The sequence below is a fragment of the Streptomyces sp. NPDC024698 genome, from assembly GCF_055559015.1.
Genome location: NZ_JBVHLK010000002.1, coordinates 428,721 through 450,879 on the forward strand (window position 1 = coordinate 428,721; position 22,159 = coordinate 450,879).

General features: G+C 71.3%; 15 protein-coding genes and 1 pseudogene. 1 reads left to right on the forward strand and 15 read right to left on the reverse strand.

Annotated features, from left to right (window positions below):
* Positions 1–34: 34 nt before the first annotated feature.
* Positions 35–274, reverse strand: a pseudogene (locus ACZ4AA_RS06385) (STAS domain-containing protein); the annotation flags it as partial.
* Between the two features lie 122 nt (positions 275–396).
* On the opposite strand from ACZ4AA_RS06385, the gene ACZ4AA_RS06390 reads away from it, so the two are divergent.
* Complete coding sequence (locus ACZ4AA_RS06390) at positions 397–1,317, forward strand: AEC family transporter (protein ID WP_467596338.1); 921 nt, start codon at positions 397–399, stop codon at positions 1,315–1,317.
* A gap of 105 nt (positions 1,318–1,422) precedes the next feature.
* Here the strand turns inward: ACZ4AA_RS06390 and ACZ4AA_RS06395 are convergent, their stop codons facing one another.
* The 14 genes from ACZ4AA_RS06395 to pstA form a co-directional block, all read right to left on the reverse strand.
* The gene (locus tag ACZ4AA_RS06395) at positions 1,423–2,706 is read right to left on the reverse strand and encodes a thymidine phosphorylase (RefSeq protein ID WP_467596341.1); all 1,284 of its coding nucleotides are present in this window, start codon (positions 2,704–2,706) and stop codon (positions 1,423–1,425) included.
* Positions 2,707–2,769: 63 nt separating this feature from the next.
* Positions 2,770–3,183 (reverse strand): cytidine deaminase, encoded by a 414-nt coding sequence (locus ACZ4AA_RS06400; protein ID WP_467596344.1) that lies wholly within the window; start codon positions 3,181–3,183, stop codon positions 2,770–2,772.
* Positions 3,180–4,382, reverse strand: a complete 1,203-nt coding sequence (locus ACZ4AA_RS06405) for an ABC transporter permease (protein WP_467597075.1) — start codon at positions 4,380–4,382, stop codon at positions 3,180–3,182. Before ACZ4AA_RS06405 ends, ACZ4AA_RS06400 begins: the two co-directional genes overlap by 4 nt.
* A gap of 59 nt (positions 4,383–4,441) precedes the next feature.
* Complete coding sequence (locus ACZ4AA_RS06410) at positions 4,442–5,566, reverse strand: ABC transporter permease (RefSeq protein ID WP_467596346.1); 1,125 nt, start codon at positions 5,564–5,566, stop codon at positions 4,442–4,444.
* Positions 5,566–7,257: an ABC transporter ATP-binding protein gene (locus tag ACZ4AA_RS06415; protein ID WP_467597078.1), complete on the reverse strand. Its 1,692-nt coding sequence runs from the start codon at positions 7,255–7,257 to the stop codon at positions 5,566–5,568. The genes ACZ4AA_RS06410 and ACZ4AA_RS06415 overlap by 1 nt, the downstream gene beginning before the upstream one ends.
* 243 nt (positions 7,258–7,500) lie before the next feature.
* Positions 7,501–8,553, reverse strand: a complete 1,053-nt coding sequence (locus ACZ4AA_RS06420; RefSeq protein WP_467596349.1) for a BMP family lipoprotein — start codon at positions 8,551–8,553, stop codon at positions 7,501–7,503.
* A 319-nt stretch (positions 8,554–8,872) separates the two neighbouring features.
* A complete protein-coding gene (locus ACZ4AA_RS06425) occupies positions 8,873–9,931 on the reverse strand; it encodes a BMP family lipoprotein (RefSeq protein ID WP_389403727.1) in 1,059 nt (352 codons plus the stop codon).
* A 428-nt stretch (positions 9,932–10,359) separates the two neighbouring features.
* A complete protein-coding gene (locus ACZ4AA_RS06430) occupies positions 10,360–11,583 on the reverse strand; it encodes a M20 family metallopeptidase (protein WP_467597081.1) in 1,224 nt (407 codons plus the stop codon).
* A 465-nt stretch (positions 11,584–12,048) separates the two neighbouring features.
* Positions 12,049–12,873, reverse strand: a complete 825-nt coding sequence (pstB, locus tag ACZ4AA_RS06435) for a phosphate ABC transporter ATP-binding protein PstB (RefSeq protein ID WP_467597084.1) — start codon at positions 12,871–12,873, stop codon at positions 12,049–12,051.
* A gap of 321 nt (positions 12,874–13,194) precedes the next feature.
* Positions 13,195–14,103 carry a sortase gene (locus ACZ4AA_RS06440; protein WP_467596352.1) on the reverse strand — a complete coding sequence of 303 codons (909 nt, stop codon included), beginning with the start codon at positions 14,101–14,103 and terminating at the stop codon, positions 13,195–13,197.
* Between the two features lie 118 nt (positions 14,104–14,221).
* A complete protein-coding gene (locus tag ACZ4AA_RS06445; RefSeq protein ID WP_467596355.1) occupies positions 14,222–16,216 on the reverse strand; it encodes an Ig-like domain repeat protein in 1,995 nt (664 codons plus the stop codon).
* A 137-nt stretch (positions 16,217–16,353) separates the two neighbouring features.
* On the reverse strand, positions 16,354–19,116 hold the full coding sequence (locus ACZ4AA_RS06450) for a hypothetical protein (protein WP_467596358.1): 2,763 nt from the start codon (positions 19,114–19,116) through the stop codon (positions 16,354–16,356).
* Positions 19,113–20,873, reverse strand: coding sequence for a phosphate ABC transporter substrate-binding protein PstS (locus tag ACZ4AA_RS06455; RefSeq protein WP_467596361.1), 1,761 nt, complete (start codon positions 20,871–20,873; stop codon positions 19,113–19,115). The genes ACZ4AA_RS06450 and ACZ4AA_RS06455 overlap by 4 nt, the downstream gene beginning before the upstream one ends.
* Complete coding sequence (pstA, locus tag ACZ4AA_RS06460) at positions 20,873–22,159, reverse strand: phosphate ABC transporter permease PstA (protein ID WP_467596364.1); 1,287 nt, start codon at positions 22,157–22,159, stop codon at positions 20,873–20,875. The genes ACZ4AA_RS06455 and pstA overlap by 1 nt, the downstream gene beginning before the upstream one ends.

Sequence of the window (22,159 nt, forward strand, 5' to 3'; positions counted from 1 at the left end):
TCAGCGCGGGATCGGGGCCGCGCAGGCGGATCCGGCCGCCCGCCCGGCGGGCCGCCAGTTCCATGCGCGCCAGCGCGTCGACGGCGGTGAGTCCGGGCGGCCCGAGGTTCCCGACGTCGCAGATCACGACCCCGGCGCCGGTCGTCCCGAGGAGCGCCCGGACGGCCTCGCAGAGCCCGGGCACCTGGCCGGGGGCGACGAGTCCGGGCAGCACGAGCACGGCCGGTTTCACGGAGTCCACGGTCAGTAGACCGGCGGGCGGCCCCGAACTCATCGCGGAGTGCCCGGAAGATCACATTGACCCGCGGCCGCTCCTCCCCGTTGGGTTGGATGCATGCCCCCTGAACCGGTTCCGCCCGCGATACCCGACGGCCCTCTCCGCGGCGAGGGGGCTCCGTGCGAGGGGTACTGACGGGCTTCATGGTCATCGCCGTCGTGATCGGCGCCGGGTACGTCATCGGGCGGCGCGGCAGTCTCGGGGACAACGGGCGGGAGGTGCTGACCCGGCTCGCCTTCCACGTGGCCTCGCCCGCGCTGCTGTTCACGACGCTCGCGCAGGCCGATCTGTCGGTCGTCTTCTCCAGCCGGCTGCTGGTCACGGCGATGAGCACGGCCGCGGCGGCCGGGGTGTTCGTCGCCGTGGGGGCGGTACGCCGCTGGGGCCTGGGCCCCACGACGATCGGCGCGCTCTGCTCCAGTTACGTCAACTCCGGCAACCTCGGCATCCCGATCGCCGTGTACGTGCTGGGCGACGCCTCGCTGGTGGCGCCGGTGCTGCTGTTCCAGCAGATCATGGTCACCCCGATCGCCCTGACCGTTCTCGACCTGTCCGGTCCGGGCGGGAAGGGGCCGCTGTGGCGGCGGCTGATCACTCCACTGCGCAATCCGATCGCGGTCGGCTCCCTCGGCGGGGTCGCGGTGTCGGCGGCCGGTCTCACCGTGCCGGGCCCGGTGATGGAACCGCTCCGGCTGATCGGCGGTATGTCGGTACCCGCGGTGCTGCTGGCGTTCGGGATCTCTCTGTGCGGCAGCGCGCTGCCCGGCCGCGGCTCGGACCGGGGCCCGGTGCTGCTGTCGGTCGCTCTGAAGGCGCTGGGACAGCCGCTGGCGGCCTGGGCGGCGGCCGTCGGACTGTTCGGCCTGCGGGGCGCGCCGCTGCTCGACGTGGTGGTCACCTCGGCGCTGCCCGCCGCGCAGAACCTGTTCACGTACGCCTCGCGCTACCGGGTCGGGGAGACCCTGGCCCGCGAGTCCGTCCTGCTCTCGACGATCCTCGCCGTGCCGGTGCTCGTGGTGATCGCGGCCGTGCTCGGGTGAGAGGCGAGCGGTGAGAGGCGAGTGGCGGGTGCCCGGAAAGGCGGTGGACCGGCGCGTGCGCACCGGTCCACCGTCCTGGGCGTCCAGAAGGATCAGGCGAAAGGGTCAGGCGATGCGGTCCAGCACGATCGGGGCCGGCGTGAAGTCCGTGCCGGCCGCGGCGATGTCGTACGAGCCCTCGACGGCCTGGAGCGCGTAGTCGAAGCGGTCCGGGGTGTCCGTGTGGAGGGTCAGCAGGGGCTGGCCCGCGGTGACCGTGTCACCAGGCTTGGCGTGCAGCTCGACACCGGCGCCGGCCTGCACCGGGTCCTCCTTGCGGGCGCGTCCGGCGCCGAGGCGCCAGGCGGCGATACCGATGTCGTACGCGTCGAGGCGGGTCAGCACGCCGGAGGCCGACGCGGTCACGACGTGCTGCTCGCGGGCGACCGGCAGCGTGGCGTCCGGGTCACCGCCCTGCGCGGCGATCATGCGGCGCCACACGTCCATCGCGGAGCCGTCGGCGAGCGCCTTCGCCGGGTCGGCGTCCTTGATGCCGGCCGCGTCGAGCATCTCGCGGGCCAGGGCGACGGTGAGTTCGACGACGTCGGCGGGGCCGCCGCCGGCGAGGACCTCGACCGACTCGCGGACCTCCAGGGCGTTGCCCGCGGTCAGGCCGAGCGGCGTCGACATGTCGGTGAGCAGGGCGACCGTCTTCACACCGTGGTCGGTGCCGAGGCCCACCATGGTGGAGGCGAGCTCGCGGGCGTCCTCGATGGTCTTCATGAAGGCGCCGGTGCCGACCTTCACGTCCAGGACCAGCGAGCCGGTGCCCTCGGCGATCTTCTTGGACATGATCGAGGAGGCGATGAGCGGGATGGCCTCGACCGTGCCGGTGACGTCGCGGAGCGCGTAGAGCTTCTTGTCGGCCGGGGCGAGTCCGTCGCCGGCCGCGCAGATGACCGCGCCGGTGGTGTCGAGGACGTGCAGCATCTCCTCGTTGGACAGCAGCGCGCGCCAGCCGGGGATCGACTCCAGCTTGTCCAGGGTGCCGCCGGTGTGGCCGAGGCCGCGCCCGGACAGCTGGGGGACGGCCGCGCCGCAGGCGGCGACGAGCGGGGCCAGCGGGAGGGTGATCTTGTCGCCGACGCCGCCCGTGGAGTGCTTGTCGGCGGTGGGGCGGGACAGGGAGGAGAACTCCATGCGCTCGCCCGAGGCGATCATCGCGGCCGTCCAGCGGGCGATCTCACGGCGGTTCATGCCGTTGAGCAGGATCGCCATGTTGAGGGCGGCCATCTGGTAGTCGGCGACCTCACCGCGGGTGTACGCGTCGATGACCCAGTCGATCTGCGCGTCGCTGAGTTCGGCACGGTCCCGCTTGGTGCGGATGACGGAGACGGCGTCCATGGCCATGGCGTTCCTTCCGAAAGATGAGCGGCCCCTCCCCGGCCGAAGCCGGGGAGGGGCCGCGGGGCATTACTTGGTGAGATGGCCCGGCCCGAAGGCCTGCGGGAGCATCTCGGAGAGGGGCACGAGCCCGCGCGGGGTCTCCACGATCAGCTCCTCCCCGCCGAACTCGAACAGCAGCTGCCGGCAGCGTCCGCACGGGACGAGGATCTCGCCCCGCCCGTCGACGCAGGTGAAGTGCGTCAGCCGACCGCCTCCGGTGGCCCGCAGTTCGGAGACCAGACCGCACTCGGCGCACAGGCCGAGACCGTAGGAGGCGTTCTCGACGTTGCAGCCGGAGACGATCCGGCCGTCGTCGACACGGGCCGCGGCGCCGACCGGGAAGTCCGAGTAGGGGGCGTACGCACGGGTCATCGCCGTACGGGCCACCTCCCGCAGCTCCGCCCAGTCGACGTCCGCGGGCTCCACGCCGGCGGCTGTCACTTGCCCTGCCCCTTCCGATACGGCAGGCCGTCCGCCTTCGGCATCCGCAGACGCTGAGCCGACAGGGAGAGGACGAGCAGGGTGATGACGTACGGCGTGGCGGAGACGATCTGGTTGGGCACCTCGTTGGTCGTGGCGTACCAGAGGAACACCAGGACGCCGACGACCAGGGTGATGACGGCCGAGACGTACTTCTTCTTGACCGCGAGCCAGATCGCGCCGATGACGAGCAGGATGGCGCCGAGCAGCAGCAGGGCGTGGACGTTCTCCGAGCCGCCGCGCAGGTTGAGGCTGTCGGTGTAGCCGAACAGTCCGGCGCCGAGCGCGAGGCCGCCGGGCATCCAGTTGCCGAAGATCATCGCCGCGAGACCGATGTAGCCGCGGCCGCTGGTCTGGCCCTCCAGGTAGAAGGGGTTGGCGACGATGGAGAGGAAGACGCCGCCGAGACCGGCCAGACCGCCGGAGATGATCACGGCGATGTACTTGTACTTGTAGACGTTCACGCCGAGCGACTCGGACGCGATCGGGTTCTCGCCGCAGGAGCGCAGCCGCAGACCGAACGAGGTGCGCCACAGGACCCACCAGGTGGTGGGGATCAGGGCGACGGCGATCAGGGTCAGCCAGGAGACGTCGGTGACCAGACCGCCGAGCAGACCGGCGAGGTCCGAGATGAAGAACCAGCCCTTGGAGTTCAGGGTGGTGAGCCAGTCGGAGAGCCCTGGCACGGTGAACTGGCCGAGCGAGTGGACCGGCGGGGACTGCTTGGCCGAGCCGCCCTGGACGCCTTCGAAGGCGATCGGGGCGAGGTAGCGGGTGACGCCGAGCGCGAGGATGTTGATGGCCACACCGGAGACGATGTGGTTGACGTTGAAGGTGACCGTGATGATCGCGTGCAGCAGACCGCCGACGGCGCCGCCGATGACGCCGACCAGGACTCCGGTCCAGGGGCCCCACTGGTAACCGGCCCAGGCACCGAACCAGGTGCCGAGGATCATCATGCCTTCGAGGCCGATGTTGACGACGCCGGAGCGCTCGGCCCACAGACCGCCGAGACCGGCCAGGCCGATCGGGACGGCCAGTTCGAGCGCGGTCGACATCTGGCTGACGTTGGTGATGCCGTCGGCGCCCGTGATGATGCGGACGATCGAGGTCAGCGCCAGGGCGCCCGCGATCACCAGCAGGAGGACGGGGAGCGACATCCGGCGGCTCTTGGGAGCCGCGGGCTCCAGCGTGGGCTGGTTGACGTCGATTGCGGTGGTCACTGGCCAGCCACCTCCTTCTGGGTGTTGTCGGTGCCGCCGAGGACGTTGCCCGCGGCGAGTTCCGCGCCGACGCGGCGCTGCTGGCGGCGCAGACCCCACTCGCGCACGGACTCGTAGGAGACGACGACGGCGATCACGATCAGGCCCTGCATGATGACCGCGATCTCCTTGTCGTACCCGTGGAAGTCGAGCTCGGGCGAGGCCTTGTCGAGCCAGGCCCACAGCAGGGACGCGAACGCGATGCCGACGGGGCTGTTGCGGCCGAGCAGGGCGATACCGATGCCGAGGAAGCCGATGCCGACCGGGAAGTTCAGGCTGTACGTGTGCGTGTCGCCGAGCAGGATCGGCAGACCCGCGAGACCGGCGATGCCACCGGAGAGCAGCATCGCGGTGAGCACCATGCGCTTGGGGTCGACACCACTGGCCGCGGCGGCGGACTCGGAGGCGCCGGAGGCGCGCAGGTCGAAGCCGAAGCGGGTGCGGTTGAGGACGATCCAGTAGCCGATGCCGAGGACCACGGCGAGGATGACCAGGCCGTAGATCTCGCCCGCGTCGCCCATGTTGAAGCCGGGGATCCAGCCGGACTTGTGCATCTCGCCGGTGGTGTTGTTGTTGCCGAGCTTGACGCCGAAGACGTCGGGCAGCCACAGGTAGGCGATGACGGAGGTCGCGATCGCGTTCAGCATGATCGTCGCGACGACCTCGCTGACCCCGCGGGTGACCTTGAGGACACCGGCGATGCCGGCCCAGAACGCGCCGGTCAAGATCGCGGTCAGCATCAGCAGCGGGACCTGGAGCGCGGCGGGCAGCGCGACGTGCGCGCCGACGATCGCGGCCATCATGGCGGCGAGCTGGTACTGGCCGTCGACACCGATGTTGAACAGGTTCATCCGGAAGCCGATGGCCACCGCCAGCGCCGCGATGTAGTACAGCGAGGCCTGGTTGATGATCAGGACCTGGATGTCGGAGTACGTCGCCTGCTGGAACATGATCGTGTACGGCTCGATCGGGCTCTTGCCCGAGGCGAGCAGCACGATCGAGGTCAGCGCCACGGCGACGACGAGCGCGATGACCGGTCCGGCCACCCCGAGGAGGATGCGCTCCTTGTCGAACTTCTTCATCAGCGGGCCTCGTCTTCCGGGGCGTCCGCCGGGTTCTCGGCGGGCTCTTCGAGCTCGGCCGCTTCGGCGAGCTCCTCGTTCTCCAGGTGTCCGGAGGTGGCGCCGGTCATGGCCGAGCCGAGTTCCTCCGGGGTGATGGTGGCCGGGTCCGCGTCCGCGACCAGCTTGCCGTTGTAGATCACCCGGAGCGTGTCGGACAGGCCGATGAGCTCGTCCAGGTCGGCCGAGATCAGCAGGACGGCGAGACCGTCGCGGCGCGCCTCGCGGATCTGGTCCCAGATCTGCGCCTGCGCGCCGACGTCCACACCGCGGGTGGGGTGGGCGGCGATCAGGAACTTCGGCTTGTGGCTCATCTCGCGGCCGACGATCAGCTTCTGCTGGTTGCCGCCGGACAGGGAGGCCGCGGTGACGTCGATGCCGGGGGTGCGCACGTCGTACTGCTCGACGATGCGGCGGGTGTCCTGCTGGGCGCCCTTGATGTCGATCCAGACACCCTTGGCGTTGGGCTTCTCGGTGACGTGGCCGAGGATGCGGTTCTCCCAGAGGGGGGCCTCCAGGAGGAGGCCGTGGCGGTGCCGGTCCTCGGGGATGTAGCCGATGCCGTTCTCGCGGCGCTTGCGCGTGGACAGCGCCGTGATGTCCTCGCCCGCGAAGCGGATGACGCCGGAGTCGGCGGCCTTCAGGCCGATCAGCGCGTCGATGAGCTCGGTCTGGCCGTTGCCCTCGACACCCGCGATGCCCATGACCTCACCGGCGTGGATGGTGAAGGAGACATGGTCGAGCACGAGCCGTACGGCGCCGCGCTCCACCTCGTCCATCAGCAGGGCGGCGGAGCCCTTGCCCATCGACACCGAGCCCTTGGCGAAGACGACGAGGTCGTCGACCTCGATCACGGCCCGGTCGGTGACCGTCGACTCGGAGGTCTCCGGCGTGGGCAGTTCGCTGCCGACCATCAGTTCGGCGAGCTGGCGCGGGGTCGTCTCGGACGGGACGGCGGTGCCGACCGTCGTGCCGCGCCGGATGACCGTGATGTCGTCGGCGACGGAGAGGACCTCGCCCAGCTTGTGGGAGATGAAGATGACCGACAGGCCCTCGGCCTTGAGTTCGCGCAGGTTGTCGAAGAGCGCGTCGACCTCCTGCGGGACGAGGACGGCGGTGGGCTCGTCGAGGATCAGGATGCGGGCACCGCGGTAGAGGACCTTGAGGATCTCCACGCGCTGCCGGTCGGCGACACCGAGCTCCTCGACGAGGACGTCGGGGCGGGCGCCGAGGCCGTAGCGCTCGGAGAGCTCCACGATCTTGCGGCGGGCCTTGGCGCCGATCCCGTACAGCTTCTCGCTGCCGAGGACGACGTTCTCCAGGACGGTGAGGTTGTCGGCCAGCATGAAGTGCTGGTGGACCATGCCGATGCCGCGGGCGATGGCGTCGCCCGGCGAGGAGAAGGTGACCTGTTCGCCGTCGACGGCGATGGTGCCCTCGTCCGGCTTCTGCATGCCGTAGAGAATCTTCATCAGCGTCGACTTGCCGGCGCCGTTCTCGCCGACGAGGGCGTGCACGGTGCCCTTGCGGACGCTGAGGTGGATGTCGTGGTTGGCCACGACGCCAGGGAATCGCTTGGTGATCCCGGCGAGTTCGACAGCGGTCGTCTGACCGTCGACCGCGCCGGCCGGAGGGCTGCTGGACGCGTTGATGGCGCACTCTCCTGAGGGAAAGGGGGTCGTCTACGCGCGTAGCGCCCCTACGGCAACGAAAGGGGCCACGGGCCGCGAGAACGGGATACGAAGAGCAAGACTCCTCGTATCCCGTTGAGCGGACGTAACCCCGCGGTTACCAAGCGACTCCGGGTCGGAACAGGCGCCTCCCCGTGCCCGACGGCACTGAGACTCGCCCGAACTTCCCCGGGACCGCATTGGCTGCTCCTGAGGTAACTCTCGTCAGCTGGTCTTGACCTTGATCGCACCGCTGATGATCTTCTCCTGGGCGGCCTTGACGGCGTCCTGGATCGCGGTGTTGTTCTTGAAGGCCGGGTTGGAGTCGGCCAGGCCGACCTCACCGGACTTCAGATCGCCCCGAACGATACCGCTCTCGGGCTTGCCGTCCTCGACCGACTTCGCCAGGTTGAAGACCGCCTTGGAGACATCCTTGGTCGCGGAGGTCAGGATCGAGTCCTTGTACTGCGCGAGCGCCGCCTGCTGGTACTGGTCGGAGTCGACACCGATCGCCAGGACCTTCTTGGCGGAGGCGGCCTCGATGACACCCTGACCGGACAGACCGGCCGCCGCGTAGACGACGTCGGCCTTCTTCTCGATCTGGCCCTCGGCGGCCGTCTTGCCCTTGTCGGGGCTGGAGAAGCCACCCTCCTGGGCGGTCTGGGTCAGGTACTGCGAGAGGACCTTGACGCCGGGCTTGGTGTCCTTGACACCCTGCTCGAAGCCCGCCTCGAACTTGTGGATCAGCGGAACGTCCACGCCGCCGATGAAGCCGACGGTGTCGGTCTTGGTGGCCTTGGCGGCGGTGACGCCGGCCAGGTAGGAGGCCTCCTGCTCGGAGAAGACCAGGTCCGCGACGTTCTTCGCCACGACGGTGGAGTCGTCGACGATGCCGAACGTGGTGTTCGGGAGCTTCGCCGCGGCGGCCTTGACGGCCGGGCCGTAGGAGTAGCCGATGCCGATGACCGGGTTGTAGCCCTGCTTGGCCAGCGAGATGAGGCGCTGCGTCTTGTCCGCGTCCGTCTCGCCGTCGGTGGGCTCGAGGTCGGCGGTGGCGTACTTGAACTCGCCCTTCGCCTTCTTCAGGCCCTCGTACGCGGCGTCGTTGAAGGACTGGTCGCCCTTGCCGCCGACGTCGTACGCGAGGGCGAGGCCCTTGTGACCGCTCTTGGAGTCCGAGGAGGACGAGGAGGTCGAGGTGCCGCCACAGGCGGAGAGAGCGAGGGCGAGAGAGGCGGTCGCAGTGCCTGCGAGCGCGATGCGGGTAACCCGGCGCATTACGTGTGCTCCTGTCGTTCAGCGCCTGACGGTTCAGCTTCGGCGCTGGCTTCGCCGCAGATTAACGCGCGTAGACCAACTAGAAAACCCCTTCTGTCCACCTTGTTATGCGGCTGTGCCCGACGCCACTCGCCCGCGGGTCCCGGGCATGCCGATCGCAAAGGAAACGTCGCGGAGGGTGACTCCGTGTACGGACAGCGGAACAGCGGAACGGGCGGGCACCTGGGGTGCCCGCCCGTTCCGCTGTGCTTCGGTTGTGTTCGCCCTCCGGCGGGACCGCGGCGGCCTGACCCGCCACGCTCACCAGGGCACGACCCGACTAGGAGGTCTTGACCTTGATGTCACCGGCGATGATGGCCGCCTTGGCCTTGGCCACGGCGTCGGTCAGACCGGCGATCTGCCCCATCTTCGGGTTGCTGTCGGCGAGGCCGACACCGTTGACCTTGAGGTCGAAGGTCTGCGTGCCCGTCAGCGGCTTTCCGTCGTGGACCGAGTTGGCCATGCTGAAGACCGCGCCGCCGACGTCCTTGAGCGCGGAGGTCAGGATCTTGTCCTTGTACGCGGACAGCGCCGCCTGCTTGTACTGGTCGGAGTCGACGCCGATCGCCCACACGCCCGCCTTGGAGGCGGCCTCGATGACGCCCTGGCCGGACAGACCGGCCGCCGCGTAGAGGACGTCGGCCTTCTTCTCGATCTGGCCCTCGGCGGCGGCCTTGCCCTTGTCGGGGCTGGAGAAGCCACCCTCGGCGGCGGTCTGCGTCAGGTACTGCGAGAGGACCTTGACGCCGGGCTTGGTGTCCTTGACGCCCTGGGTGTAGCCGGCCTCGAACTTGTGGATCAGCGGAACGTCCACACCGCCGATGAAGCCGACGACGTTGCTCTTGGTGGCCTTGGCGGCCGCGACACCGGCGAGGTACGAGGACTCCTGCTCGGCGAAGACCAGGGAGGCCACGTTCTTGCCCGGGACGACCGAGTCCACGATGCCGAAGCTGGTCTTCGGGAACTTGGCGGCGGCCTTCTCCAGCGCGGGGCCGTAGGCGAAGCCGATGCCGATGACCGGGTTGTAGCCCTGCCTGGCCAGCGACTCCAGACGCTGCTGCTTGTCCGCGTCGGTCTCGTTGTCGGTGGGCTCGACGTCGGCCGTCTGGTAGCCGAACTCCTTCTTCGCCTTCTGGAGACCCTCGAACGCGGCGTCGTTGAAGGACTGGTCGCCCTTGCCGCCGACGTCGTACGCGATCGCGAGGCCCTTGGCGCCACCGCTCGAACTGCTGTTGCTGCTGCTGTTGCTGTCGCTGCTGGTGCCGCCGCAGGCGGTGGCGGCGAGTGCGAGCGACGCGACCCCCACCGCGACGCGGGTCAGGCTGGCTATCCGACGCATCTGAAGTTCCCCATTCTCCAAAGCCCCGCAGTGGGTGCTGAGTTCGGCGCACATTAACGCGCGTAGACCGTCCAGGGAACGGGATTCCGCCTGGCCGTTATCCATTCGTGCCGATGGCCGGTTACGTCCTTGTGAACCACGCGGCCGAAAGGCGTGCCGGGGGACACAGCACCCATCGGCGTCGTCACGCGCGATTCCGGTGAACGGACCGCCGTGACGGAGCGGGTGGATCCTGCTCCACGGAGTGACAGTTGTCGAAGAACTGCCGTTCACGCTACTGCGGGGGGTCGGGGGGCGCGACCGGAGTACACCCGATCGCGCCCAGGGGTTCCGACGGGCCCTGGGCGCGGGCCGGGACGGGCCGGGCGCCGGGCGGGGCGGGCCGGGCGCGCGGTGGGACGAGGCCGGGGCGCCCGGCCTGGCGGGCCCTACTCCGTGCCCTGGTCCAGGAGGGCCGCGGCGGTGAACATCTCCACGCCGACCGTGATCGCGTGCTCGTCGGCGTCGAAGTCGCCCCGGTGCAGGTCGCGGGTGGTGCGGTCGCCGGGGCGCCGCACGCCGAGCCGGGCCATGGCGCCCGGCACGTGCTCCAGGTACCAGGAGAAGTCCTCGCCGCCGAGGCTCTGCTCGGTGTCCTCGATGGACTGCGCGCCGCGCCGGGCCGTCATCGCGTCACGGAGCAGGTCGGTGACGGCCGGGTCGTTGACGACGGGCGGGACGCCCCGGATGTAGTTGATCTCGGACTTGGCGCGGTAGAGGTTCGCGATCTCGTCGATCGCCGCGTGGACGAGGTCGGGCGCGGCCCGCCAGGCGTCGAGGTCCAGGCAGCGAATCGTCCCCGACAGTTCGGCGTGCTGCGGGATCACGTTGCAGGCGTGCCCCGACTCGATGCGCCCCCAGGTCACCGCGAGCCCGCTGCGGGCGTCCACGCGCCGGGCGACGAGGGCCGGCACGTCGGTGACGACCCGCGCGGCGGCCGTGACGAGGTCGGTGGTGAGATGCGGGCGCGCGGTGTGGCCGCCCGCGCCGTCGAGCGACACCTCCAGCCGGTCGCACGCCGAGGTGATGGCGCCGTGCCGCAGTCCGATGCGCCCCGCGTCGACCCTCGGGTCGCAGTGCACGCCGACGATCCGGCCGACCCCTTCGAGCACGCCCGACTCGATCGCGTCCGGGGCGCCGCCGGGGAGCACCTCCTCCGCGGGCTGGAAGATCAGCCGGACACGCCGGGGCAGCAGGCCCTGGGCGTGCAGGTCGGCGAGGACCAGACCGGCGCCGAGCACGACCGTCGTGTGGACGTCGTGGCCGCAGGCGTGGGCGCGGTCGGGCACGGTCGAGCGGTACGCGCAGTCACTCTTCGTGTCCGGGATGGGCAGCGCGTCGATGTCGGCGCGCAGCGCCAGCATGGGGCGTACGTCGTCCGGGTCCCCGATGTCACAGATGAGACCGGTCCCGATGGAGAGGACCCGCGGCTTGAGGCCCGCCTGCTCCAGGCGTGCCTTGATGGCCGCGGTGGTGCGGAACTCCTGGTTGCCGAGCTCCGGGTGCATGTGCAAGTCGCGGCGGAACGCGACAAGTTCGGCACGCAGTGCCTCGGGCAGCGCGCCCGGGAGCAGCGGCTCCCCGGGGAGATCGGCCTCGGACTCTCGGGACATCAGTTGGTTCACCCTTTGAAGGGTAGGACGATCGGGCGGCCAACTAACCCACGATCAACAAAAGTTCAGCCCGTTAGGGGAAGAAAATCTGGCCGCGCCGCGCATGGTCGGCTGTGGGGATGGGTAAACTCGCCCGGCTCTCCGAGCGTTTGGATCTTGAACGGACGCGGGTGACCGGCCGTGATCCGACACGGCGGGTGGCGTCCGCCGCTGTGCACCGGGGAACACCCGGCGGGCCCGGGCCCATTCCCCTTCGTGGTCTCCACGGTCTCACACCGTCGCGCCCCGGTCCCGGAACGGTCACCGGTCGCGGCCCCCGGGGTCACGTTCGGTGATGCGGAGGCCGGGGGTGCGGCCGCGGGTGGGCGGGTGCGGCCCCCGGTCCGGGTGGGCGCGGCCCCCGGTTCCGGTAAGCGCGGGCCCGGCGTCGGGGGGGCACGGCCCCGGTCCGGGTGGGTGCGGGTCTCAGCCGAAGCGGCCCGCCACGTAGTCCGCCGTGCGCCGGTCCTTGGGGGTGCCGAAGATGTCGGTGGTGGCGCCGTGCTCGACGATCCCGCCCGGGGTGCCCTGCTCGGCGAGGAAGAAGGCGCACCGTTGGGAGACGCGGGCCGCCTGCTGCATGTTGTGGGTGACGATGACGACGGTCACCTGGCCGGCGAGCTCGTGGATGGTCTCCTCGACGCGGCGGGTCGAGGTCGGGTCGAGCGCGGAGCACGGCTCGTCCATCAGGAGCACCCGGGGCCGTACGGCGAGGGCGCGGGCGATGCACAGCCGCTGCTGCTGACCTCCGGAGAGCGCGCCGCCGGGCTGCCGCAGCCGGTCCCTGACCTCCTTCCACAGGCCGGCCCGGCTCAGGCTCTCCTCGACCAGCTCGTCCTTCTCCCGGCGGCCCGTCCGCGTGCCGGTCAGGCGCAGGCCCGCGACCACGTTGTCGTAGATCGACATGGCCGGGAACGGGTTCGGCTTCTGGAAGACCATGCCGATCCGGCGCCGGGCCTCGGTCAGCCGGCGCTCGGGGGCGTAGATGTCCTCGCCGTCGAAGAGCACCTCGCCGGCCATCTGGGCGGAGGGGATCAGCTCGTGCATCCGGTTGAGGGTGCGCAGGAAGGTCGACTTGCCGCAGCCGGACGGTCCGATCAGGGAGGTGACCTGTCCCGCGGGCATGGTCAGGGAGACCCGCTCCAGTACCAGGTGGCTGCCGAACCAGGCCGACACCTCGCGCGCGTCGAGCTCCGCGGGACCCGCCCCCGGGCGGGCCGGGAACGTCCCGTCCGACGGGACGGACGGCAGCGCGAGGGTGTCGGCGGCGGCCTTCGGGTCGATGAGGGCGGTGGCGGTGGGCGCGCGGCCGGTCCCGGCCGGAACGCTTTCGGTCGGGGCGGTCTCGGTCGCGGCGCTGTCACGCGCGGCAGTCGCATCGGTCACGTCGGGCACCTCAAGAGGGGGTCGGGGTGGATCGGATCGGGTCGAGCCGCGCGGCGACCGGGGTCGGACCTGGCTCGGCGGGGTCACGGGGATCGGGCGGGCTCACGGGGCCCGGACATCGGGCACGAGGCACGGGCGGAGGTCGAGTCGGGGCGGGGCGGGTCGAGTCAGGTCGAGTCGAGTCGGTCAGGTCAGGTTCGGGAGGAGTTCCGTCGCGCGGGTGGCGACCTGGAGGCCGAGGACCGCGACGACCGGGGCGAACACGATCCAGGTCTGGTGGCGGCCCCAGCGGTGCCAGGCCCACACCGCGCCGACCGCCACGGCCACCAGCGCCTGGAGCCACATCACCAGCGGCCACGGCATGCCGCCGGGCCGGGCCAGCGGCTGCTCCGCGTGGGGGAGCGTGCCGGAGCGGATCACCGCGGCCGGGGTCTGGGCCGGCCTGGAGACCAGCTCGGCGTCGACCCGCAGCACCCCGCCGGGCATGAAATCCGCTCCCGTGGCCGTCAGGAGAACGATGCGGCCCTTGCCCGGGTCGAGCGGGGCGGGTGCGGGATCACCGGCCCGCCGGATGCCGAAGACCCGGTACTTCGCCTTGCCCTGGCCGGTGGTCACGCTGAACGTGTCCCCGGCCGCGAGGTCGCCGAGGCGCCCGAAGGGACCGCCGTACGCGGCGGCGCGGCCCATGAGCACACTGGTGCCGGCCTGCCCCGGCATCGGGGTGTCCCGGCGATGGCCGGGGCCCTCGGTCGTCACCCCGGAGTCCGTGCCCTCCAGGACCACCTGACGGACATGGAGGGCGGGGATGTCGATGAGCGCCACCGGGGTGCCGGGGGCGAGCAGGGCGCCCTGCTGGTCGGTCTGGGCCACCGGAGCGGTACCGAGGGCGAGTTGGGCACGCAGGGAGTCGTACGCGGCGTGCTGGGCCACCCGCTCCTGGAAGCCGCTGAGGAACAGCAGCTGCGCGGTCAGGCCGAGGAGCAGGGCCGCGAGGGTGAGCAGTCCGCCGCGGGCGAGATGCCGGACGGCGGTGACGCTGCGAACACCCGGACGCGGCAGGGGCGTTGCGAGCGTGGTCTGTACGGCGACCGTCACGGCGGCACGTCTCCTTCACTCAACTCACGGAACGGGTAAGGCGGTTCGGGCGGATCGGGGGTCTCGCCGGGAGCGTCCGCGGACGCTCCCGGCGAGCAGGTGGCCGGACGGCCGTGGGTCAGGTGGACTTGATCTTGAAGTTGGCGCCGTTCTTCGAGCTCACCGTGGTGGAGCCCACGTACCAGGCGTGCAGGGTGTGCGTGCCGCGGGACAGCTTCGGCAGCTTGACGGTGACCTTGCCGCCGCTGAGGGTGCCGGTGGCGATGACGCGCGAGCCCTCGTAGATGCGGACCGTTCCGGTGGGCGTGGTGCCGGTCGCGGTGACCTTGGCGGTGGCCTTGGCCTGCGAGAGGTGGCTGATCGAGGCGGGCGCGGTGGCGCCGACGCTCGCGGACGCCTTCGAGACGGTCAGCGAGGCGGTCCCGCCGGACGTCAGGAGCTTGCTGTTGCCGCCGTAGGACACCGTGAGGTCATGCTTGGCGACCTTGAGGTGGCTGGACAGGCTGACCGAGACCTTTCCGGTGCTGTCCAGGGTGCCCGTGCCGAGGGTGGTGGTGCCCTCCTTCACGGTGACCGTGCCGGTCGGGACGGTGCCGTGCGTGCCGGTGACGGTGACGCCGATCTTCGGCGCCTTCCCGTACGCGGTCGTGACGGCGGTCGCCTTCGTGGTGGTCGTGTACTTGATGTCGCCGGTCCAGGAGGCGGCGGTGCCGGTGCCGTTGAGGTTGGCGGCGGAGACCGTCGCGGTGTAGTGGCCGAGGGCCAGACCGCCGAAGGTGTACGACGTGGTGGTGGCCGGAAGGTCCTTGACGGCGACGACGGCGCCGTCCGAACCGGTCAGGGTCACGCGGTAGTCGGTGACCGGGAGGCCGGTGGCGGCCGGTGCGGTCCAGCCGAGCTTGACGCTGCCGTCGCCGCGGGTGCCGCTCAGGGTGGGCGCGGCCGGGGTGGAGGCGTCGACGCCGGACTCCTCCAGGCCGCCGAGCTTGGCGTGCTTGGCGAGGTTGACCGAGCCGTTGTAGGACTCGTTCACGAAGCCGAACTTGGCGATGACGCCCTCGGCGGCGTCCGAGGCGAGGGCCGCCTCGTGGGAGCCGCTGGTGACGAAGACGTCGTAGAGGTCCTTGTCGAAGAAGATGCCGGCCGGGTCGATCGCGCGGCTCGGGACGACGTTGTAGACGTCGCGGCCGAAGGTGGCGTTCTCGTAGTAGGCGCCGACCGGGGCGAGCTTGCCGTTCACGGTGGCGACCGGGGTGGTGGCGCCGGTGTCGCCGGGCAGCTGCACGGCGGCCAGGTGGGCGCCGGCGGCGGCAGCGGTGGTGCTGAAGTCCGGGGAGATGCCGTTGTTCTGGGCGATCCAGCTGCCCACCGAGAACGGGACGAGCGCGCCGTCCGTGTCGAGGGCGCCGTTGGCCTGGTTCTCCTGGACGGTGGCAACGGTCGGGGAGAGCGTGGCGTCGGTGAGGCCGATGGCGCCGAGGAAGAACTTGCGGGTGCCGGAGCCGCTCTGCGGGATCTTCGGGTGCACGGTCTGGCCGTTCACCGTGGTCAGGGTGCCCGAGTAGATGTCGTGCAGCTGGTCGACGGTCAGCGTGTTCAGGGCCGAGCCGCGGACCGCGACACCGACCGCGTCCCGCGCGAACGGGATGTAGGTGAAGGCGGTTCCGGAGGAGCTCGGGCCGCTGGAGGAGCGGGCGAAGTCGACCTGGCCCTTGATGGAGACGCCCGAGCTGTCGGGGAACTTGTCGCCGGTGAGCGCCATGCTCAGGGCGAGGCGGCCCTTGCCGGAGCCGTTCGGGCGCTGGAAGGACGGGCCGCCCGTGCGGGTCTGGATGTTCGAGGTGGTGGAGCCGGTGACGGGCTCGATCGCGTCGTACGAGGCGATGCCCGCGCCGTCGGCCGACTTCACGGCGGTGGCCGTGTAGGCGTTGCCGTTGACCGTGTCGCCGGCGAGGGCGTTGAGCACGTCCTGGGTGGTGTCCGAACCCACGCCGACCAACTTGCGGAACGTGCCGGCGGGGGTGGGGTCGGCGGACGCCGGGCTCGCCAGAGCCAGCGTGCCGGACACCACGGCGGCGGCGACCATGGCCGCCGAAAGGCGCGTCGTGCGCATTGAGAGTCTCCAGAGGGTGTGCGAGATGACGTCGGGTGGATCTGGCAGGGTGGTACGGGCCGTCCGCCCCGACTGCCTTTCGGGGCGGGCGGCCGTCTGTGGGGAGCGGGGCCCGTCGGGCCCGCGCTCCGGTCGGTTCAGTTCCGGCCGGAGGGCAGCCGCCTGCGCAGCCACTCGGGCAGAGTGATCGCGGGGACGGTGACCGCGCGGCCGCCGGGCAGCGGGACACGCAGCGGGAACCGGAGCCTGCCGCCACCGGCGAACGGCGCCCCGATGCCGGCGAAGGCGCCGAGCGCGGCTCCGACCGGGACGGCGTAGCGCAGCGAGTTGGCCGGGTCGTCGGGCGTGGTGCCCAGCGCGGTGGTCTGAAGGGCCTTGCCGCCGTCGTAGGACGGAGCGGCGCCGGGCTTCGCGCTCGCGGTGGCACCGGGAGTGGCACTGCCGCCGCTGCCGCCCGTGGAGCCGCCGGTGTCGCCGCCCGTCGAACCGCCGGTGCCGCCGCCCGATCCGCCGCCGGAGCTGTCGGAGCCTCCGCCCGTGGAGCCGCCGCCCGACGACCCGCCGGTGGAGCCCGAGCCTCCGGTGGGCGTGGGGCCGGGTCCGGTGTAGTGGACGAGGGCGTCGGCGGCCGTGGTCGCCCGGGTGCGCAGGGCGGTGGAGAGCGGGGCGTAGCCGACCGGGAGCAGGCCCGGGTCGGCGCCACTGGTCTGTCCGTCACCCGCGATGTACCGCAGCAGGGTCGCGTAGTCCTTGCGGGCGGCCTTGTCGATCTGGTCCGGACGGACGGCGGCGTACACGAGCTGGGCGAGCGGGTAGGCGCCCTCGGCGTCGGCCGTGGCCGGGGTGATCTCGGGGGCTCCGGTGCCGGTGGCGCCGGTGGCCGCCGCGGTCAGGGACCCCGCGGAGGGGCCGACGAACGTGCCGGCGGTGTTGCGCAGCCGGGCCGTCTGGAGGCCGTAGCGCGCGGCGGAGGCCGCGTCGGTGACGGTGATCACGAACCGGGAGCCGACCGTCTGGGGACCGGGGCTCTTGAAGGCCGGCGGGTTGGCGAGCGCGTCCCAGCTGGACTTCCAGAGGGTGTCGGCGCGCCGGGTGTGCAGGGCGCCGGAGTGCATGTCCTCGACGTAGGGGTGGTAGTCGGTCATGCACTGCTTGACGGTGGCGTCGGTGCCCGGCGGGATCGCGCACCAGGGGTCGCTCTTGGGGTAGTCGTCGGAGTGCGCCGGGTCGAAGGCGACACCGGTCGGGTTACGGGACGCGGTGGTGCTGTAGTACGGGTTGACCTGGGTGCCCCAGGCGTCGGCGTCACCGGCGAGGAAGCCGCGGGCGTCCTTGTCGGCGAGGATCCACTGCCACAGGGCGCGGGCGGAGTCGCTGTGCCCGAGCGAGGTGATCAGGTCGGTGTCGGTGGACGGGGTCTCGGAGACCGAGAGGTCCGCGAACTCGGGGTTCAGGGAGATGAATTCGGGGTCGCTCGCCAGCCCGGCCGGATTCTTCCTCGCCCAGTCGTAGCCGGTGGCGGCCGAGTCGCCGAGGACGGCTCCCCAGGGCGAGTTGCGGTAGGACTCGGTGAGCAGTTTGGCGACCAGGCGCGGGGTGAGGTCGACGGACTCGACCTTGGTGCCCGCGAGTCTGCGGACGGAGTCCGGCGCTCCCGCCTTGGGTCTGCGTTCGACGGTGAAGCCGATGACGGTTCCGGAGAGGGCGACGGGCGCGTACACGGTCGGGTCGGTGGGTGCGGTGGTCCCCGCGTCGGCGCCGAGGGCGCGGGTGGTGAACGCGAGCCCGGAGGAACCGTCGTTGATGAGCCGGGCGCGGGTGTCCGGTTCGCCGAGCTCGGTGTAGCCGTAGACCGTGCCGGTCGGGCACAGGGCCGCCTGCCAGCTGGTCATGGCGTCGGCGGCGAGCTCGCTGCCGGTGGTGGCGCGCTCCTTGGCGCCGAGCGCGCAGTTGGTGCCGACGGAGTTGAAGCCGAGCGGGATCGCGACCCGGTTCTTCCAGTTGGTGGAGGAGACGGGGGATCCGGCGTTGACCTGGCTGTGGTCGGCGTACGGGTTTCCGTCGAGGTCGAGACGGCCCTGCGGGACGATGACCAGCCAGCAGGAGCGCGGCCTGGTCCCCCCGTTGACGGTGACCGGCACACCGCAGCCCAGGTGCGGGGCCTCGTTGGCGGTCTGGACCTCGAAGTACTCCTTGCCGGTGCCGTCGGCGCCGGTGCGGGCGAAGTCGACCTCGTTGGTGGTGTTGCGGTTGAAGAAGGCGTTGTTCTGGGTGCCCGAGGTGATCACGGTGCCGTCGACGGACTTGAAGGGCACCTCGCCCGGGGCGTTGGGGTTGGCCGCCCCGTACCGGTTGTCCTGGCCGTAGTTGGTGGGGTCGGCGTTGTAGAAGACCCTGCGGGTGTCGTCGTAGTCGTTGCCCGGCCAGCTGCCGCGGTCGGTGGTCGGGGAGGCCCCGTACTGGCACTGGGTGCGTGCGGGGCCCGGGTTGGACGGAACCGTGCCGTCGTCGTCGCCCCAGCACTGCATGATCTGCACGAAGTCCGTGTTGAACGCCGTGCCGGCGAAGGTGCTCGGGGTGCCGCCGGACCAGGAGACCGTGACGGCCTGGCTGGTCAGGTGGGCCGTCTGGTCGACGGTGAACCTCATGTCCTTGAACTCGCCGCGCCCGGAGACCGTGACGGCCGAGGAGGTGGTGGCCGCGGTGCCGGTCGCGGCGGCCGGGGCGGCCGCCTGGGCCACGCCGAGTCCGGCGAGGGCACCGACGGCCGTTCCGGCGACCAGGCGCAGGAGCAGCCGCCGTACGCCGGCCGCCCGAGATCCCGCGGTACGGGGTCTGGCGGTACGGGGTCCTGTGCCGCCGGGGTTCACGCTGTGGGGGTTCACGCTGCGGGGGTTCATCGCCGCTGCCCCTCTCCGGTGTCCTTGCCCGCGCCGCGTCCGGTGATCACCCGGGACACCACGGAGGGCAGCAGGACCAGGCCGAGTACCAGGAAGGCGGCGATCAGCATCAGCGTCTGGGTGGTGGTCCAGCCCTGGCTGCCGGACACGGAGACCGGCTGGGCGAGTGCGATGGTGTCGGCCGCCGCTCCGCTGCCACCGCCGCTGCCGCCTGAGGCAGCGCTTCCCGAGCCGCCGCCCGAGCCGGGCGAGAGCGTCTGGCCGGTGTCCGGGTCGACGACGGGTGCGGAGCCGCCGCCGGTCGAGCCTCCCGAGGCGCTGCCGCCGCTGCCCGAACTCCCGCCGGAGGAACCGCCGTCGGTGCCGCCGCCGGAGGAACCGCCCGCGGCGGAGCCGCCGCCGCTGCCGCCCGTGGAGCCCGAACCTCCCGAGCCGCCGCCCGCCTTGGCGCCGCCGCTGCCGATGGTGCAGGGCGGGGCGCCCTTCTTGTCGCAGGCGGCCGGGTAGGGGGCGGTCTCGGCGAGCTTGTTGTGACCGTCGCTGGAGAAGGTCGGGTTGTTGCAGCCCTTGATGTTGATGCTCTGGGCCTGGACGCCCGGGATACGGCGGATCTGGTCGAAGCCCGCGTTCACCAGGTTGATCGGCAGTGGCGAGTAGCCGAGCGAGGGCGCCTGTTGCTGGCCCTGGCACATGAAGTAGTACGAGAACGCGCCGAGCGTCTTGCCCTTGGCCTTGGTGAAGGTGCCCTGCACCTTCAGCGGCAGGATCATGTACGAGTAGCTGGACAGCGGGTAGTTGCGCTTGTCGGAGTCGTTGTAGACACCGTCGAGCTTCTGCGTGAGGTAGTCCGCGGAGTTCCTGTCGTTGTTGATCTGCGCCTTGAGCAGCGAGACCGCGACGTTCTGCGGGGTCGGCTCGGTGTAGTAGCCGGCGTGGTTGAGGACCTTGGCGACCGGATAGTGCGCGTTCAGGGCGTACGAGTAGTTGACGTAACCGATCGCGCCCTCGCCGTAGTTCTGGGCGACGTACCCCGCGACGCCGAGGTCGCCGGACTGGGCGATCATGCCGGAGACGGTCGGGTAGTACGAGGTCTGCCCGCAGGCACCGGAGCGGCCGACCCGGTCGCAGTAGGACTGCCACAGCGACTTGTGCTGGTTGGCCATCCACATCGTGAACTGGGCCGTGGAGCCCGAGCCGTCGGAGCGGACGACGGGGACGATCGTGCGGTGCGGGAGCTGGACGCCCGGGTTGTCGGCCTTGATGACCGGGTCGTCCCAGGTCTTCACGGCCCCGGTGAAGATCTTGGTCACCACGTCGCCGGACAGGCGCAGGTTGGTGAGCCGCTTGCCGTTGACGGTCAGGTGGTACATGAAGACGGTGCCGCCGGCCACGATCGGCATGTAGGCGTACGACCCGGAAGCGGGCCGCTCGGCGGCCGAACCGTCGGTCGGGTGCGTCTGGAACGGGATGTCCGAGACGGCGAAGTCGACGGTGCCGCTGAGGAACTGACGGCGGCCGTCGGAGGATCCGGTGCCGGCGTAGCTGATCCGCATGCCGTACTGGTTGACGGCGCGCCGCCATTCGTCGACGGCGTTCTCGGCCCAGGTGGAACCGGCGCCGGATATCGGCGTGTAGCTCTCTGCCGCGGCGGGGGCCGCCAGCGGACCGGCCAGCAGCCCGGCGATCACGCCGAGCAGCGCGCCGAGCGTCCCGAGCGCCCGCAGGCACCCGAGGGCGGTGTGGAGGTGGCTGCGCATCAGTCGGTCTCTCCGGTGGCGGGGGCGGACGGGGCGTCTCCCGCGGGGTTCGGTTCCCCGGGGGTGTCGAACAGGGACAGGCCGGGCGCGCGCAGGTCCTCGAAGCGCTGTACGTCGGCTCGCGAGGCGCGGGCGGTGCGGCGGGCCTGGCGCTTGGTCTGGTGGCCGGGGCCGCGCCCGCCGATGACGCGGGCGATCACGAACAGCACGAGGACGAGGGCCATCAGGACGGCGGCGGCGCCGAAACCGCGGGCGATCATCGCGGGCTCGGGCGACTTGACGAAGTTGAAGACCGCGAGGGGCAGCGAGACCATCGGCCCGCTCGTCGCGTCGGCGTTGAGCGCGGCCGTGAAGCCGGCGGTGAGCAGGACGGGCGAGGTCTCGCCGATCCCTCGGGCGGTGCCCAGGATGACGGCGGTGGCGAGGCCCGAGCGGGCGGTGGGCAGCACGACGTGCCACACCGTGCGCCAGCGCGGCGCGCCGAGCGCCTCCGCGGCCTCGGTGAGGTTGCCGGGCACCAGGCGCAGCACCACGTCTGAGGCGCGGATCACGATCGGCAGCATCATGACGCTGATCGCGAAGCCGGCCGCGAGGCCCGACTTCTGCATGCCTAGGCCGAGGATCCAGGTGGCGTAGACCATCAGGCCGGCGACGATCGAGGGCAGCGCGGTCATCGCCTCGACGATGGTGCGCACGAACCGGGAGAACCGGCCCGGGATCTGGTTGAGATAGACGGCGCAGGCGAGGCCCAGGGGCACGGTGATCGCGAGCGCGATGGTGATCATCGTGAGGGTGCCGAGCATCGCGTGGGCGATACCGCCGTGGGTGAGCGGGTCGAGGGGGCCCGCGGCCTGCATGTCCTGGGTGAAGAAGTTGGCGTGCGGCAGCGCCTCGCGGCCGCGCCAGCCGGTGAAGCCGACGACCATGACGAGGCCGGAGAACAGCAGCGTGGCCGCCGTCCACAGCACGATGGTCATGACCCGGTCGCGTACGGCCTGGCCGTCCTCGTCGAGCCCGGTCAGCACCGCGTAGACCGCCAGGAAGACGAGATAGGCGGTGACGGCGAAGCCCAGCGCGCCCGAGAACGGGGCGAGTTGGCCGAACAGCAGGACGGTGACGCAGATGGCGGAGACGGCGGCACCGCACAGGGACAGCACCCCGGCGCGGGTGACTCCGCCGATGCGGCGCGGCCGCGGTGGCGGCGGGGCGTGCTGCACGGCGGTGTCCGCGGGAGCGGGTGCCGTATCCCGTACCAAGGACGGGGACGTCTCATCGATGACGGTCAT